At 68.8% G+C, this 16,256-nt stretch carries 9 protein-coding genes; 5 read left to right on the top strand and 4 right to left on the bottom strand.

The window, feature by feature from the left end; genetic code table 11:
- Positions 1-24 precede the first annotated feature (24 nt).
- Together EAS64_RS12445 and EAS64_RS12440 are read left to right on the top strand one after the other, a co-directional pair.
- Positions 25-2,142: a cellulose binding domain-containing protein gene (locus tag EAS64_RS12445; RefSeq protein WP_145853071.1), complete on the top strand. Its 2,118-nt coding sequence runs from the start codon at positions 25-27 to the stop codon at positions 2,140-2,142.
- Between the two features lie 788 nt (positions 2,143-2,930).
- Positions 2,931-6,839, top strand: coding sequence for a glycoside hydrolase family 48 protein (locus EAS64_RS12440; RefSeq protein ID WP_145853070.1), 3,909 nt, complete (start codon positions 2,931-2,933; stop codon positions 6,837-6,839).
- Positions 6,840-7,147: 308 nt separating this feature from the next.
- On the opposite strand, the gene EAS64_RS12430 is transcribed toward EAS64_RS12440, so the two are convergent.
- A complete protein-coding gene (locus EAS64_RS12430) occupies positions 7,148-7,603 on the bottom strand; it encodes a hypothetical protein (RefSeq protein WP_145853069.1) in 456 nt (151 codons plus the stop codon).
- A 122-nt stretch (positions 7,604-7,725) separates the two neighbouring features.
- The gene (locus EAS64_RS12425; RefSeq protein WP_145853068.1) at positions 7,726-8,757 is read right to left on the bottom strand and encodes a LacI family DNA-binding transcriptional regulator; all 1,032 of its coding nucleotides are present in this window, start codon (positions 8,755-8,757) and stop codon (positions 7,726-7,728) included.
- Between the two features lie 455 nt (positions 8,758-9,212).
- Between EAS64_RS12425 and EAS64_RS12420 the strand changes: the two genes are divergently transcribed.
- The 3 genes from EAS64_RS12420 (at position 9,213) to EAS64_RS43505 (ending at position 11,548) form a co-directional block, all read left to right on the top strand.
- Positions 9,213-10,985, top strand: coding sequence for a cellulase family glycosylhydrolase (locus EAS64_RS12420; RefSeq protein ID WP_222849251.1), 1,773 nt, complete (start codon positions 9,213-9,215; stop codon positions 10,983-10,985).
- Between the two features lie 147 nt (positions 10,986-11,132).
- A complete protein-coding gene (locus EAS64_RS43510) occupies positions 11,133-11,300 on the top strand; it encodes a hypothetical protein (RefSeq protein ID WP_187365936.1) in 168 nt (55 codons plus the stop codon).
- Positions 11,301-11,404: 104 nt separating this feature from the next.
- Positions 11,405-11,548, top strand: coding sequence for a hypothetical protein (locus EAS64_RS43505; protein WP_187365865.1), 144 nt, complete (start codon positions 11,405-11,407; stop codon positions 11,546-11,548).
- 90 nt (positions 11,549-11,638) lie between these two features.
- Here EAS64_RS43505 and EAS64_RS12415 read toward each other — a convergent pair whose 3' ends face one another.
- Positions 11,639-13,933 (bottom strand): glycoside hydrolase family 6 protein, encoded by a 2,295-nt coding sequence (locus EAS64_RS12415; RefSeq protein WP_187365864.1) that lies wholly within the window; start codon positions 13,931-13,933, stop codon positions 11,639-11,641.
- A 278-nt stretch (positions 13,934-14,211) separates the two neighbouring features.
- Positions 14,212-16,248 (bottom strand): amidohydrolase family protein, encoded by a 2,037-nt coding sequence (locus EAS64_RS45760; protein ID WP_246115640.1) that lies wholly within the window; start codon positions 16,246-16,248, stop codon positions 14,212-14,214.
- Positions 16,249-16,256 lie beyond the last annotated feature (8 nt).

The following is a 16,256-nucleotide window of genomic DNA, read 5'->3' as shown; positions in this document are numbered from 1 at the left end:
AACCGAAAGTTATCGGAGGCCGCCATGCAAAGGCGTGTCCTGTTCTTCTCATCGCTACTAGGGCTGGGGGTTATCGGAATCGCTTCCGCCGCCGCGCCGGCCCATGCGGCCACCCTGACCGCGTCGGTCACCGTGAATGCGACGGCCGGCCTCGGCTCCGTGCCCGCGCACGGGATCGGGATGAACACCGCGGTTTATGACAGCGACATGAACGATGCCGCCATCCCGCCGCTGCTGAAGGCAGCGGGCGTCACCGCGATGCGCTACCCCGGCGGTTCGTACTCCGACATCTACAACTGGCAGACCCAGACCGCAGCGGCAGGCGGCTACGTCGCACCAAACACCGGCTTCAGCAGCTTCATGGCCACCGCCAACTCGGCCGGCGCCCAGCCGATCATCACCGTCAACTACGGCACGGGAACTCCGGCCCTTGCGGCCGCCTGGGTGCACAGCGCGGCGAGTGCCGGCGACGACGTCTCCTACTGGGAAGTCGGCAACGAGGTATACGGCAACGGAACCTACGGCGCCAACTGGGAAACCGACTCCCACTGCCACACCAGCCTGAACGGCCCGCTGGTCACCGTGGGCAGCGAGCCGTCCCAGACCTATAACTGCGGGCCAGCCGAGTACGCCGCGAACGTCGCAAGCTTCGCCTCTGCCATGCACGCCGCCGACGCCAACGCCAAGGTCTGCGCCATCCTCACCACCCCCGGGTTCTGGCCGGACAACGTGACCAACTCCGAGTACCCGCAAAGCTGGAACCATACCGTCTTGACCGCACTGAAGTCGGGCACCCAGTGCGTAATCGTGCACTACTACCCGGGCGGGTCGAACACCGCGGGCATGCTCACTGACCCCTCCGACATCGCCGGGATCGTCTCCACCCTGCACAGCGAGCTCAGCCAGTACGCCGGCATCGCCAACCCGGCCAGCATCCCGATCCTGGTCACCGAGACCAACTCCACCCTCGACCTGGACACCCAGCCCGCCGCGCTGTTCGCCGCCGACATGGACATGACCTGGCTGGAGAACGGCGTCACTAGCGTCGACTGGTGGAACGAGCACAACGGAGAGGGCACGGTCAGCACCGTCAACGGCGCCACCGACTACGGCGACCAGGGCATCTTCTCCAACAACACCAACTACGGCGGCACCACCGAGCCCGTCGTGGACACCCCGTTCTCGCCGTACTACGGCATCGAGATGCTGTCCAAGCTCGCCGCTCCTGGCTCCACGATGGTCAACTCGAGCAGCAGCCAGGCGTTGCTCAAAGTGCACTCCGTCCGCGACGCGGCAGGCAACCTCAACGTGCTGATCGACAACGAGGACCCGTCCAACTCCTACACCGTCAGCCTCGGCTACTCCGGCTTCTCGCCGTCCGGCACTCCCACCGTCTACACCCTGGCCAACAACGCGACAACGATCACCAGCGCCTCTGGTTCGGCGACGTCAGCCACCGTCGCGCCGTACTCGCTGACGGTCGTGCACATCCCCGGGGCCGGCGGTACCGGCGTCACCGCCCCCGGCGCGCCCGGCCAGCCGGTCGCGTCCGGCCTTTCGTCAAGCACCTCGGGCAACAACACCGGGACCGCGACGCTGACCTGGCCCGCGTCCGTCGCCGGTACCTACCCGGTCGCGAACTACCAGGTCTACTCCGGCAGCACGCTGGTCACCACGACGACCGGGACCAGCGTCACGCTGACCGGCCTCACCATCGGGACCAGCTACACCTATGACGTGGTCGCGGTCGACAGCCACGGCAACCCGTCGCTGCCGTCGCCGCTGGTCACCTTCACCGTGCCGCCCCCGGCCAACGCCACTTGCGCCGTGCATTACGCGCAGACCGGCAGCTGGCCCGGCGGGTTCCAGGCCAGTGTGACGATCACCAACGAGGCCGCCAGCACGGTGAACGGCTGGCAGCTGACCTGGACCTGGCCGAACTCGGGCGAGGCGATCACCCAGCTGTGGAACGGCACGGAGACCCAGTCCGGTACCGCAGTGACCGTGGCCAACGCCAGCTACAACGACACGATCGGCGCCAGCGGCGGCACGGTGAACTTCGGGTTCACCGGCTCGGACTCCGGGCAGACGCCAGCCCCGGTCGCCTTCCACCTGAACGGGGCGATCTGCAGTAACAACTAACCTTCCGGGGCCAGGCCGGCGTCACTGTCATCCGGCCTGACCTCGGCAGTTCCCCGGCCTTGCCTCTCCCGAAGACACCTCGCTGAGCCAGGACGTGATCGAGAATGCGCTCGCCTCGCTGCGCCCGGCGCGTCTGGGACTGGTCCCCGCGAGTCGCCCCGCTGATGTGCTGCCGTTGATCGGCTGGAGCGGGTTCGCTCCCCGGCACCGACGGGACGCTGTTCCTCGCCGCCGTCCTGCGCTCCTGGGAAGACAGGTTCGCGACGTCAGCAGCATCACCGCGCGCCTGGTGAACACCCCCATCTGGGGTTTCTGGTGGGACTGATGTCAGCGCCTGAGCGGTGGCTGAGCAGGTCTTACCTCCAGAACGGGTGCGTGGTTCCCCGACGGGTGAAGCACGCACCCGTTCTTCGTCCCGGGCGGACTTCGTGTACCCGAGTCGGCCGGCGAGAAGCTCGACCGCGCAGATCACGATGCGGTCCGGTCAGGAGGCTTTTGAAGGCAACGACCAGGGTGGGAAGGCGCCTTCCGTAAGCCTTTCGGACGCTAGACCTGTCAGCTGAAGCGGTCAAGTAAGCCTGTCGCCACCTGCCAAAGCCGGAGCCAGGAATGCCATCGCGAAATGGAACTTTCACGCGCTTTCCTGGGCCGACGGCTGTGTGAGGCGCCGTTTCTTCTTGCCGCCGGGCGCCGAGCTTACGCTGCAGCCCAGGGTGTGAAGGCTCTTTCCGGTCTGCTGGTGGCGGGCACCACCGCCGCTATCTCCACTGACCCTTCGAGGAGATCAGATGACCAGACGTCGAACTCGCCTGCGGACGCTAGCCAGCGCCTTGGCCGCATCCGGCCTACTGGCTGGCGCGCTGCTTGCCTCCGGCACTGCAGCGGCGACCCCTTCTCAGCCGGCCGGGGCCGCACGGGCGTCAGCCAGTAAGGCGAACAACGGGCCGCCTGCCGGCGCGCCGGTCACCAGCCCGGCACCGGGCCAGGTGTTCACGCCCGGTTCAAGCATCAAGCTGTCGGCGGCTCCCCTCCTGGTTAGCGACGCCGTCAAGGACGGGCTGAGCAGCGCTCCGGTGACCGCCATCAAGTTCTTCGCGAGCACCAGCCTGACCAGCAACGTCCTGGTGGGCGTGGCCAAGTCGGCGCCCTGGACGGTGTCGTGGAACCACGTGCCAGCGGGGGACTACTCGGTGACCGCAGTGACCTACAACAAGCAGGGAAGCACGACCTCGGACCCGGTGGCCATCCGGGTCGTGAAGCCCAGCGTGCTGACGGCCCAGTCCTCGCTCACGGTCACCAAGGGCCACAGCGCGTCGTTCGCCGTCAAGCTGTCCACGGCGCCAAGCAGCCCGGTCACGGTGCACCTGAGCGACGTCGGCACCGGGACCACGGTGTCCAAGGGCCAGGCGCTCACCTTCACGCCGTCGAACTGGAACCAGCCGCAGCCGGTCACCGTGGCCGCGGCGCAGACCAAGGCCGGCAGCCACTCGACCATCACCGCGTCAGCGGCCGGGCTGGGGAGCGCCTCGGTGGCAGTCACCGCCGCGCCGGCCGCTACCGGATATGACCAGTGGTTCCTCAACCTTTACAACCAGATGACGAACTCGGCCAACGGTTACTTCAGCCCGAAGGGCATCCCGTATCACTCGGTCGAGCAGCTCATCGTGGAGGCGCCGGACTACGGTCATGAGACCACCTCGGAGACCTTCAGCTACTGGCTGTGGCTGACGGCCGACTTCGGCCGGGTCAGCGGCGACTGGACCGCGTTCAACAACGCCTGGCCCGTCACGATGCAATACGACGTCCCCAACGCGGCCAACCAGCCCGGGTGCAGCGCCTACAACGCGTCATCCCCGGCGACGTACGGGCCGGAAGCGGCGTCCCCTGCCAGCTACCCGGTGGCACTCAACTCCTCGGTCCCGGTCGGCTCTGACCCGCTGTCCGCCGAGCTGACCTCCACCTACGGCGGCTGCACCCTTGACACGCCCATGTGGATCATGGACACCGACAACCGGTACGGCTTCGGCCAGCAGGAAGATGGCACCTCCACGCCGAGCTACATCAACACGTTCCAGCGCGGCGCCGAGGAGTCGGTCTGGGACACGGTCGACCAGCCCGACTGGGACAACCTGTCAAAGGGCCAGAGCGGGGCCGGCTACCTCGGCCTGTTCAACAACGGCGGCGGCAGCTTCGCCGCGCAGTACAAGTACACCGACGCGCCGGACGCCGACGCGCGCATGGTCCAGGCGGCGTACTGGGCCCTGCAGTACGCCACCGCGCAGGGCAACCAGGCGCAGCTCTCGTCGACCCTGGCCAGCGCGGCCAAGCTCGGCGACTACGTGCGGTACTCGATGTACGACAAGTACTTCAAGCAGATCAGCGCCAACTGCAGCCAGGCCGGCTCGGTGGCGTGCCCGGCAGGCACGTCCAAGGCCAACGAGGCGACCTACCTGCTGTCCTGGTACTACGCATTCGGCGGTTCCACCACCGGCGCCTGGTCCTGGCGGATCAGCGGCACCGAGATCCACGAGGGATACCAGAACCCGCTGGCGGCGTTCGCGCTGAGCAACACCACCAGCTTGATCCCGCTGTCTCCGTCGGCCAAGGCCGACTGGGGGACCAGCCTGACCACGCAGCTCAACCTGATGCAGTGGCTGCAGTCCAACGAGGGCGCGATCGCCGGCGGCGTCACCAACAACTGGGGCGGCAACTACGGCGACGCGGGCAAGCCGCCGGCCGGTGACCCCACCTTCGACGGCATGTACTACGACTTCGAGCCCGTGTACCACAACCCGCCGTCCAACCAGTGGTTCGGCTACCAGGCCTGGCCGATGGAGCGTGTCGCGGAGTACTACGACGTGACCGGCAACGCCCAGGCCAAGGCGATCCTGCAGAAGTGGGTGTCGTGGGCCGAGTCGGTCGTCACGGTCAACACGACCACCGGGGCGATCTGCGAGCCCGGGCAGCTCAACTGGAGCGGCCAGCCGGCCGGGAGCTTCACGACAGGCACCTCGAGCACGGCGCAGCCGCCGGCCAACCCGGGCCTGCACGTCACAGTCACCGGAGGATGCTCGGGCGACATCGGCGTGGCCGCCTCGCTGGCCAAGACGTACATGTACTACGCGGCCAAGTCCGGCGACACTGCCGCGGAAACCGCCGCGCAGAACATCATCGACGCCATCCACCAGTTCTACGGCGACAGCCTCGGCTTCTCCGCGCCGGAGCCGAGGACCGACTACAGCAACTTCACCTCGGCCTTCAACACCACCAACTTCGAGGGCCTGTTCATCCCGTCCGGCTGGACCGGGAGCTACCCCGGCCTCGGCAGCACCCCGATGACCTCCGCCAACAACACCTTCTTGTCCATCCGCCCGTGGTACACCAGCGTGGCGAACTACCCCGAGGTGCAGAACTACCTGAGGGGCGGGGCCGCCCCGGTGTTCAACTACCACCGGTTCTGGGCGGAGGCGGACATCGCGACGGCGTTCGACTCGTTCGCCTTCCTGTTCCCGAACGTGTCCCCGCCGGCCGGCGCCACCCCCACGGTCACGGTGACCAACCCAGGCACCCAGACCGGCACCGTCGGCACCTCTGAGACCCTGCAGGTCCAGGCGTCCGACACGGCCGCCGGCAAGACCCTCACCTACAGCGCCACCGACCTGCCGTTCGGCCTGTCGCTCAGCGCCACCACCGGCGCGATCACCGGCACCCCGACCGCGGCGGGCACCTACCTCACCACCGTGACCGTCAACGACGGCAGCGGGGCGTCCTCGGTCAACCTCAGCTGGAGCATCAGCCCGAAGGGCACCGGCAACGTCATCACGGTCACCCCGCCGGCCAACCAGACCAGTACCGTCGGCACCGCCGCCAGCCTGCAGATCCAGGCAACGGACTCCGCCGGCGGCCAGACCCTTGCTTACAGCGCCGCCGGGCTGCCCGCTGGACTGACGATCAGTTCCACCACGGGACTGATCTCCGGCACCCCGACGACCACGACGGGCAGCCCGTTCAGCGTCACCGTGACCGTCACCGACACCACCGGGGCGAGCGGGAAGGCGAGCTTCACCTGGACGATCAACCCGCAGGGCACCAATACCGTCACAGTCACCAACCCGGGCAACCAGACCGGCACCGTCGGCACCGCCGTCAGCCTGATGGTGAAGGCATCGGACTCCGCCGCCGGCCAGACCCTCACTTACAGTGCGGCCGGGCTGCCCGCCGGCCTGACGATCAGTTCCACCACCGGGCTGATCTCCGGCACCCCGACGACCACGACGGGCAGCCCGTTCAGCGTCACCGTGACCGTCACCGACACCACCGGGGCGAAGGGAACGGCTGCCTTCACGTGGACCATCAACGCCGCTAGCGGCGGCCTAGCGTGCCATGTCACCTACACACTGAACAGTGCTTGGACCGGTCCGCCTAATGGCTTCACCGCTCAGGTGACCATCGGCAACACCGGGACAACCACGATCAACGGGTGGTCGCTCACCTTCACCTGGCCTGGCGACGAAAAGATCACCGCCAACTTCAACGGCGGCTTCTCCCAGACCGGGGCGAACGCAACCCTCACCAACGCCAGTTACAACGGCACCATCGCGCCGGGCGGCAGCATCACTGACGGCTTCCAGGGCACGTGGACAAGCAACCACGCCAACCCGACGTCGTTCGCGATCAGCGGCACCCCCTGCACCTGACCGGTGAACCTGCTGCCAGGACCGGCCTCCGGTCCTGGCAGCGGGGCAGGTCAGCGTCGATCGTGCGTGCACCTATATAGAACATTTGACAGGGCTGGGAGCCCGGGACCGTCTACCCGATCTTGCTGCGGCTGGAGCACGAGGCTGGGTGGCCAGCCGCTGGGAGGACATAGACCCGCGGGCGGAGAAGCGCCCGGCCCTAAGGGCACGGCGCTGCGCCGTCTGGCCGAGGGAGGCGGCACCGCATGATGCCCCGCACCGGCCCGCGGCGCCCGGGGTGACAGCCGCTGGGTGCTGCTCCCAAAGGATTAAGGACAGGCCTTGTCGAAGGCGGCGCCGTCGCTTTGCATCGTGGCCACGCTCGGAAGCTGCGCCGCGCCGCTTTGCGATGCGACCAGGGCGGTGTAGTCGTCAGCCAGCGCGGTCATCGCCTTGGCAGCGGCCGGGTGCGTCGCCTGCCGCGCGGCACCATTGAGCGCGCTGGCGAAGTTCGTGAAGTCCCGGTCGATGGCGGACTGGCTGCCTTGGTCCTTGCCCTGCCGCGCTTGCAAGGTCTGCTCGGCCTTTCGCGCGGCGAAACAGCCCGCGTCGGGAGCGGGCGGCCCCGCCATCGGCGCGTTCGTCTGGGCTGCGGCGGGCGAGGAGTCGGAGCGAGCGGACGTGGCTGCGGCGGTCGCGGTAGCGTCGGCGCAGCCGCCTACGACAATGCCGGCCGCCAGCACAGCGGCGATGGCGGGAACGACGCGGACCGTGCGGTGCATCATGGCCCATGACGGTACGTCAGGTGCGACGGCATGCCCAGGGCGGCGCGGCGCGGCCGCGGTCAAGCAGCGCGTTTCGATGGCGCGCTGATGAAAGTTACGGCGCGCAATCGCCAGGGCTGACGTCAGGCGGAGCCGCGCAGGATCAGCTCGGTGCCAAGAACGACTTGGGCTGGCTTCCTGCCGGGATCGGCGATCTGCGCCAAAAGCTCGCTCACCATGCATGTCCCCATGGCGGCGACCGGCTGGCGGACGGTCGTGAGCTGCGGATCGGTCTGCTGCGCGGCTGGCAGGCCGTCGAACCCGATGACGGCCACGTCCCGCGGGACGCGCCTGCCCAGCCGGCGCAGGGCGTGCAGCGCGCCCGCGGCCATCAGGTCCGAGGCGGCGAACACCGCATCGATGCCGGGACGGTGGTCGATCAGCCTGAACAGCGCGTGCTGCCCGGACATGGCGCTGAAGTCGCCGTAGGCGATCATGCCGGGGTCCAGGACGGCGGCCGCGCCAAGCGCCTGCCGGTACCCGAGCAGCCGGTCAATGCCTGGCGCCATGTCGGGCGGTCCCGCGATCGTGGCGACGGCCTTGCGGCCGCTGTCGAGCAAGTAGCGGACCGCGGTCCTGGCACCGCCGATATTGTCGGCGTCGACGTACGCCAGCGCGCCGCCGCCGGCGACCGGCCGGCCGCACAGGACGAGCGGAATGCCGAGGCTCTGGTAGTCGAAATCCGGCCTTCCGTGCATGGAGACGAACAGCGCGCCGTCGACGTGCCCGCTGCGCAGGTATCTGGACACCGCCTGGTACTCGCGGGGCGAGTGCAGCGTAAGCACGACAAGCTGCGAATCGGCCGTGGACAGCTCATTGTTGACCGCGCGCAGCATGCGGGCGAAGAAGGGGTCGGCGAAGACCTTGATGGTTTCTTCGCCAACGATCAGCGCGACGGCCCCCGCTCGCCGGCTCCCCGCCGAGCGGGCGGCCCGGTTGCGCGCATAGCCGAGCATCGTCATCGCCTGCTCGACCTTGTCTTTCGTCTGCACCTGTACCCGGGCAGAGCCGGTAAGCACACGCGATGCCGTGGCCGACGACACGCCGGCCAGGCGAGCGACATCAGCGAGCGTCGGGGGCCCTGTGGGCTCCGTGATGGAATCTGTGACCGTCACTGTGCGTGCCTTCTCCTCAGCGGGTCTTCAGCGGCTACTGAAGTTCCAACCGATGTTGTGAGTAGTTTGAAACGACGCTGAAACGTGCGCAATAGGCTTGCCGATCGAAACTGGCCGATTAATTTCGGAGCCGTTTGAATGCGTTCACGCGAGGCGGTGAAGATTGTAAGTTTCATGACCGGTGACACCTGCGCACCCCGGACCCGGTGCCTGAACGCGTGTCCGCCAGCCCTGTCTCGTCCGCGGCACTGTCCTGCTAGACGGGGGACACGTGAAAGTTCCATTTCCCGATAGCGCCGCTACCTTCCCTTTTACGGTCTACCGGGCCGCGTTTACTTGACCGTTTTAGTCGCCGGACTTAGCTTCCGGACGGCGCCTGCGCACCCCCCGCTGGGCGTCGCTTGCCCGCAACGGCGCTGGCCGATGCGGCGGTCCCGGCTTCATGGAGGTGCTCGATGACCAGACGCTTGCTGAAGAGATCCCGCAGGATGATCACGGTGGTTTTGGCGGCGTTGCTTGCCGCGCTCGGGCTGGCCGTGGCCAGCGGCGCGGTGGCCGTGTCGGCGGTGGCGGCCACCTCGTCGTGCGCCGCCGCCTACAGCGTGCCGAACGACTGGGGCAGCGGGTTCACCGCGTCGCTGGCCGTCACCAACAACGGCACCGCGGCGATCACCGGCTGGACGGTGACCTACACCTACGCCGGCACCCAGACCCTGTCCAGCGGCTGGAACGGCACCTGGACCCAGTCCGGCAAGACGGTCACCGTCACCAACGCCTCCTACAACGGGGCCCTGGCCGCCGGGGCGTCCGCCAGCGCCGGGGCCAACTTCAACTACACCGGCACCAACGCCGCGCCCGCCTCGGTCACCTGCACCCCGGCCGGGTCGGTCACCCCGCCGCCCGGCTCGATCAACGCGACCCCGGCCAGCCTGAACGTGACCCAGGGCAGCACCGGCACGTTCACCCTCGCGCTGTCCTCAGCGCCGACGGCGAACGAGACCGTGTCCATCGCCGCCAGCGGCAACACCGGGCTGACCGCATCCCCGGCCAGCCTGACCTTCACCCCCGCCAACTTCTCCGCCCCCCAGACGGTCACCGTGACCGCCAACGCCACCGGCACCGGAACCACCACCTTCACCGCCACCGGCAGCGGCTACACCGCCGCCACCATCACCGCCACCGAGGTCGCGCAGGGAACGGGTTCCGCTCCGCAGCTGCACGTGTCGGGTAACAAGCTGGTCAACACCAACGGCAGCACGGTCGTGCTGCACGGCGTGAACCGTTCAGGCACCGAGTACAAGTGCGTCCAGAGCGGCGGCATCTTCGACGGCCCGAATGACCAGGCGTCCATCACGGCGATAAAGAGCTGGGGACCGGTCAACGCGGTGCGCGTGCCGCTGAACGAGGCGTGCTGGAACGCCGAATCGTATGTCGGCTCCGCCTACGCGGGCGCCGCCTACATCAACGCGATCAAGAGCTACGTCAGCCTGCTGAACTCCAACGGGCTCGTCGCCATCCTCGACCTGCACTGGACTGACGGGACCTACACCGGTCCGTCGTCTGGCTGCTCGTCGGCCCAGGCCACCTGCCAGAAGCCGATGCCGGACGCCGCGCAGGCGATCCCGTTCTGGACATCGGTGGCGAACACTTTCAAGGGCAACAACGCGGTGATCTTCGACCTGTTCAATGAGCCCTACGCGTCCCGCGCGGACAATAACAATTCGGCCGAGGGCTGGCAGTGCTGGGAGACCGGCAGCCCCTGTACTGGTATCTCCTACCCGGTGGCCGGCATGCAGCAGATGATCAACGCGGTCCGCTCCGCCGGCGCGAACAACGTGCTCATGCTGGGCGGCGAGGAGTACTCCAACGACCTGACCGGCTGGTTGCAGTACGAGCCCACCGACCCAGACCACAACCTGGTCGCCTCCTGGCACTCCTACAACTTCAATACGTGCAGCACCCAGTCGTGCTGGACGTCGCAAGTGGCTCCCGTCGCAGCGTCGGTTCCGGTGGTCGCCGGCGAGATCGGCGAGAGCGACTGCGCCGGAACGTACATCACCCCGCTGACGACATGGCTGGAGTCGGCGGGCATCAGCTTCCTCGCCTGGGCCTGGAACGCGGACTTCCCCTGCTCAAGCGGCCCAGGACTGATCACCGACTACACCGGTACGCCCACCGCTTACGGCTCGGCCTACAAGGCCATCTTGCAGGCCCTGCCCGCCAGCTGAGACCGGCCACAGCGGTGGTCGGCCTCGGCGCAGGCCAGCCTCAGCGCGCGGCACGTGGCGCGCTGCCCGGCCAGGCGATCCTCCTCCCGCCTGGCCGGGCTTCCCTCTCCTCCCAGGAGTTTCGTCAGGAAAGGAGCGCGCGGCTTCATGCTGCCGCTGGCCTCCGCGGCCGGGGCCGCGCCCCCGGCGGGTGTCGGCGCGGGGTACTGGCACACCAGCGGGAACCAGATCCTCGACTCGAGCGGCAACCCGGTGCGCATCGCCGGCATCAACTGGTACGGCTTCGAGACGCCGGACAAGACCCGAGTGCACTGATCTTCTGCGAGGGCATCGGCGAGTTCCCTGACGCGTCTGCGTCCGGCGGCTTCGACTCCACCTGGTGGGGCGGCGACCTCCAGGGCGTCGCGCAGTTCCCGGTCGTGCTGAGCTCCGCCGGTTCGCTGAAGCAGTCGATGCTCGCGGGCATCCAGTTCCCGCACCGGAGCATCGCGCCGGGTAGTTCGGTCACGATCGGCTTCACCGCGACGGGCGCAGCGCCATCAACCCTGGCGGTAGCGTGCTGACCTGAACCGGCGCGGCTAACGGAAGCCGCCCCCTCCCGACCGGACTATCCCGAACGGGAGGGGGCGGCTTCCGCGGCTAAGCCGCTCTGGTCACAAGGCCGGGAAGGCGTTCTTGACCAGCATCTGGAACTCGGCGGCGTACCACTGGCCGGCCGGGACGTCGAAGCCCGGGATCGAGCCGGTGGAGTAGGTGCCGCCGTTGCCGTCGGTGTTGGTGCCGCTCGGGTCGCAGTGCGGGTCACCGTGGCTGTGGGTCGAGGTCGGGTAGTCACCGTCGGACTCGCCCGGCGGCTTGGTCCACACGTACGCCAGGATCGGAGACGAGCCGCCGAGCGGCTGGTCGGTCGGCCGCGCGCCGATGCCCGCGTTGTTCTGGTTGCACCAGTCGCCGCGGAATGGCCGCTTGTCGATCTTGTTGTCGGTGACGTAGGTGTTGACGTCCGACGCCGCGGTGATCGTCGTCGGGTGGGTCGGCCCCCAGCCGTTACGCGAGGTGTCGATCAGGAACTTCTTGCTCGACGGGAACCCGGCCGACACCAGCGTGTTGTACATCTGGGTGTCGTAGGTGAGCTCGTCGAACGTCGGGTTGTACTGGTAGAAGGTCGCCGAGTCCACCGGCTGGCCGCCGACCGACAGGGTCGGGTTGGTCAGCAGCGGCTCCTGGGTCGGGGTGTAGTTCGCCGTGTCGCTGATGAACCCGTCGATGCTGGCGTACCCGGCCGTGGTGTTCTTGACCACCGTGTTGTACACGGCGGGGGTGCCGCTCATGTTGCTCGGCCAGCCGAGCCACGCCGAGTGCGCGATGTCCAGGTAGTTGTATACGTTCGGGATCGCGTGCAGCTTGTTCAGCGCGTACGTGATGCCGGTCTCGTAGTACGGCGTCGCGGTAGCACACGCAGACTTGGACTGGTTGGTGACCACGTTCGGCAGCGAGTCGGGCTCGATGATCGCGACGATCCGGATGGGCGAGCTGGCGAACTGGCTCAGGATCGAGGCGATCGGGTCGATGTACTGCGACTCGTATTCGGTAAGCCCGGCCGCGGTCGCCGGGATCTCGCCGTTCGACGCCAGCGCCGCGCAGTCCCGGCCAGGCAGGTCGTAGACCACGATCTCGACCAGGGACGGGATGGCCGTGGTGCCCTGGGCAGCCGCGTTGGTGAGCTGCTGCTGCAGGCCGGTGCGGCCGGTCGTGCCGCCGCCGTTGATGGCCGCGATCTGGTCCAGCCAGATCGCGGTCTGGTAAGTCCCCACCGCGGCCTCCGCCGCGCTGTTCCCGTCCGCGGACGCCTGGGCCTGGACTTCCTTGACGAAGTCCGGGTTGAGGTACGGCTTGGCCCCGGTGTACGGGTCCGCCACGTGCGTCGTGCAGTTACTGGTGCAGGCGGCAGCCTCGGTGGCGGCGAACGTCACCGAGGTGAGACCGGACGCGCTCACGGTGAACGTCGCGGCCCCGCTGCCCGCGCTGTCCGCCGTGATCGTCACGCTCTGCGCGGTCGCGAAGTTGGCCGGGGTGAACGTCAGCGAGCTCCCGGCGGTCACCGACAGGCCGGTGTTCCCCGAGGTCCTGGCCACCGACACGGTCACGTTGGAGGACGGCGCCGAGGACAGCGATATCCCGACTGTCCCGGTGGTGCCCTGCGTGATGGTCTGCGAGGCAGGAGTCACCATCAGGCTGGGCGTGCCGTTGCTTGACGGCACCTCGGTGGCGGTGATGGTGGCGGCGGTGTAGCCGCTGCCGGTGGCGGTGAAGGTGGTGGTTCCGGTGCCGGTGGCGTTGGCGGTCACGGTGACCGTCTGGGGGGCGGAGAAGTTGGCGGGGGTGAAGGTCAGGCTGGCCGGGGATGCGGTCAGCCCGGTGTTGCCGCTGGCGGCGATGGACACGGTCTCGTTCGCCGTCGGCGCTGAGGACAGCGCGAGGGTGAACGTGCCGGTGCTGCCCTGGGTCACGTTCAGGCTGGCCGGGGTCGCGTTGATCGAGCCGGGCGGCGGGGTGACCGACCCGGCCGGGGTGCAGGTGACCGAGGCGGGCGCGGCGTTGGTGCCGGTGTAGTTGAAGTTGGCCCCGGCGCTGGCGGACGCCCCGGCGGCCAGGGCCCCGTTGTAGGAGGCGTTGGTGACGGTGACCGTCTTGCCGGACTGGGTCCAGGTGCCGTTCCAGCCGCTGGACAGGGTCTGGGTGCCGGCGTAGGTGTAGGTCACCGTCCAGCCGGTGATCGCCGCGGTGCCGTTGTTGGTGACGGCCAGCGACGCGGTGAACCCGCTGCCCCAGTCGTTCGGCACGCTGTAGGCGGCGGCGCACGACGAGGTGGCCGCCACCGCCGGCACGGCCACCGCGCCGCTGGCCACGGCCAGCCCGAGCGCGGCAAGCAACGCCGCCAAAACCACCGTGATCATCCTGCACAACCGCCGCGTTGCGGGCTGCGCTCGCAGTCTCATGTCAGCACACCTCCAGGTGTCATGGCGCCCTTAACCACGGTGGTATCCGTGGTGGGCTTGACTGCCGCGACCATAGGCGTGCGTTGGTGAGGTGTACAGGCAGCCAGCTAGCCATCCCGTTGCTGCCATCGTCAGCCTGCGGAAAGCCGCGTGGGCGGGCGAAACTTACATCGCGGGCCCCAGCGCGCCTGGCTGGCGCAGCCACGAACCCGTTCTGGATGCCGGTCTTACGTTTCGGCGTCCGACATGGTCAGTTCCGTGTTGTGGTATGCGGCGCGGCCCGCTAGCTCCGGGCTGTACCTGGCGATGATCTGCCGGACGCGACGGGTGGCCAGCGGGCCGAGCAGGTCATAGCAGGCGATGAACTGCTCACGGGCGCTGGCCCGCGGCCAGGCGGGCGGCAGTAGCTCATCGGGCAGGTCGGGGTCGAGGGCGGGGAACGCCCGCCACTCGTTCATCACCCGGGTCCTGGCGATGAGCGCGTCGGACGAGGAGATCCGGCCGGCCTCGGTCTGGTCGCGGAGCAGCCCGGCGAACTCGACGAACTCCTGGTAGGCCGCGCGCAGCCCGTCCAGGTCCCAGGCGCGGGCCGGGATGTCCGACACTGGGCCCGCGCCCACTGCCCCGCCGCCAGGCAGCGGCAGCGCGGTGGCGCGGAACGCCGTCGCGGTCGCGATGCCCAGGTCGTTCAGCTGGCCGATGACGTCGCCCGCGTGGTCGCGCGGCGATACCCACAGCCCGTCGTACAGCGGCGCGAAGCCGAGCCAGCGCAGCGCCTTGCGCAGCTCGTCCCGTGCCGAGCGGTACTGCTCGGGGATGGAGAACGCCACCAGTGACCACATCCCGTCCCAGGGCGCGGGGGTGGCGCCGAAGGTGAAGATGCGCCGCGCGCCGTCGTTGAGCACGTCGGCGGCCCGCGCGGACAGCTGGACGAAGGTGCGCCGGCCGCTCCGCGACGTCACCAGCAGACCGTTCCGGGTCAGCCGGGACAGCGCGGCGCGGGCGGCCGAGTCGCTGACGCCGAACTCGGCGAGCAGCGCGACGATGGCGGCCGACGGCAGCGGCTCGGTCCGCTGCCACCAGTAGTCGCCGAGCAGGGTGAGCAGGAGCCGGGGCGGCCGCTGCGCGACCGGCCCTGGCGAGGTCCACGGTTGAGGAACGCTGTCGTCGTCCTCAAGCGAGTCGAGGTAGCTAGTTAGGCTGCTCACAGTGACGCCCACAATAGATGAGGATAACTTTGGCGGGTCGATACCTAGGAATCGGAAGCAGTTATTCCACAGGACGTCGTCCAGCTCCGCTTCCGAAAGTCCCATCGACCGCAGCGTCTTCGCGATCGGCTGCTCCCGGTGCATGGCCGGGTAGTCGGAGCCGACGAGCAGCCGGTCGGTGCCGAACATGTCGGCTAGGTACCTGATGGCGCGCCGGTCGAACACCAGCGAGTCGTAGTAGAACCGGCGAGCCAGCTCGATCGGGCTGTGCTCGGCGAACCACGGGGCCGCCTCCGGCCGCTCGGACTCCGGCAGCGGCGGCTCCTCGTTCCAGGTCCGGCCCCAGAACCACTGGGCGCGGGTGAGGATCAGCGGGAATCCGCCGCCGGCGTGGCTGAAGGAGATCTTCAGGTCCGGGTACTTCTCGGCGACGCCGCCCGCGATGATCGACGCCGCGCCGAGCGACGCCTCGGCGCCGACGCCGAACGTGGCCACCGCGGGACCCGGCACCCGGTCCGACGGCACGGGCATGCCGTGCACGAACACCGCCGTGCCAAGCCGCTGCGCCTCGGCCCAGAAGCCGTCGAGCGCGGGGTCGTGCAGCGACACCCCGTTGATGTTGGAGGCGATCTCGACGCCGAGCAGGCCGAGCTTGGAGGTCTCGGTCAGCTCCGCGGCGCCCAGGTCCGGGTCCTGCAGCGGGATCGTGCCAAGGCCGTAGAACCGGTCCGGGTAGGCGGTGACCAGGCCGGCGATGTACTCGTTGGTGACACGGCACAGGTCGCGGCCGACCGGGCCAGGCACCCGGTAGTTGAGCAGCGCGGGGAACGGCGAGAGCAGCTCGGCGTCGAGCCCGGACGCGGCCGAGGCCTCCAGCCGCGCCTGCGCGTCGAACCAGATCTTCTTCGCGGGGAACCGCATCGGGCCGTTCACCAGCAGGCTGGTGTCTGGTTCTGGGCCAGGCTCGAGGGACGGCCAGGAGGCCGGGTCGCACCCGTCGGGGACGGGGCCGAAGTCCCCGGGGAAGATGTGCGCGTGGGTGTCGATGATGGGCATGGTGTCCT

The sequence above is a fragment of the Trebonia kvetii genome (assembly GCF_007827045.1).
GTDB classification, from domain to species: domain Bacteria; phylum Actinomycetota; class Actinomycetes; order Streptosporangiales; family Streptosporangiaceae; genus Trebonia; species Trebonia kvetii.
Note: the sequence above shows the minus strand (reverse complement) of the source record. Positions and strands in the feature narration are given on the sequence as shown.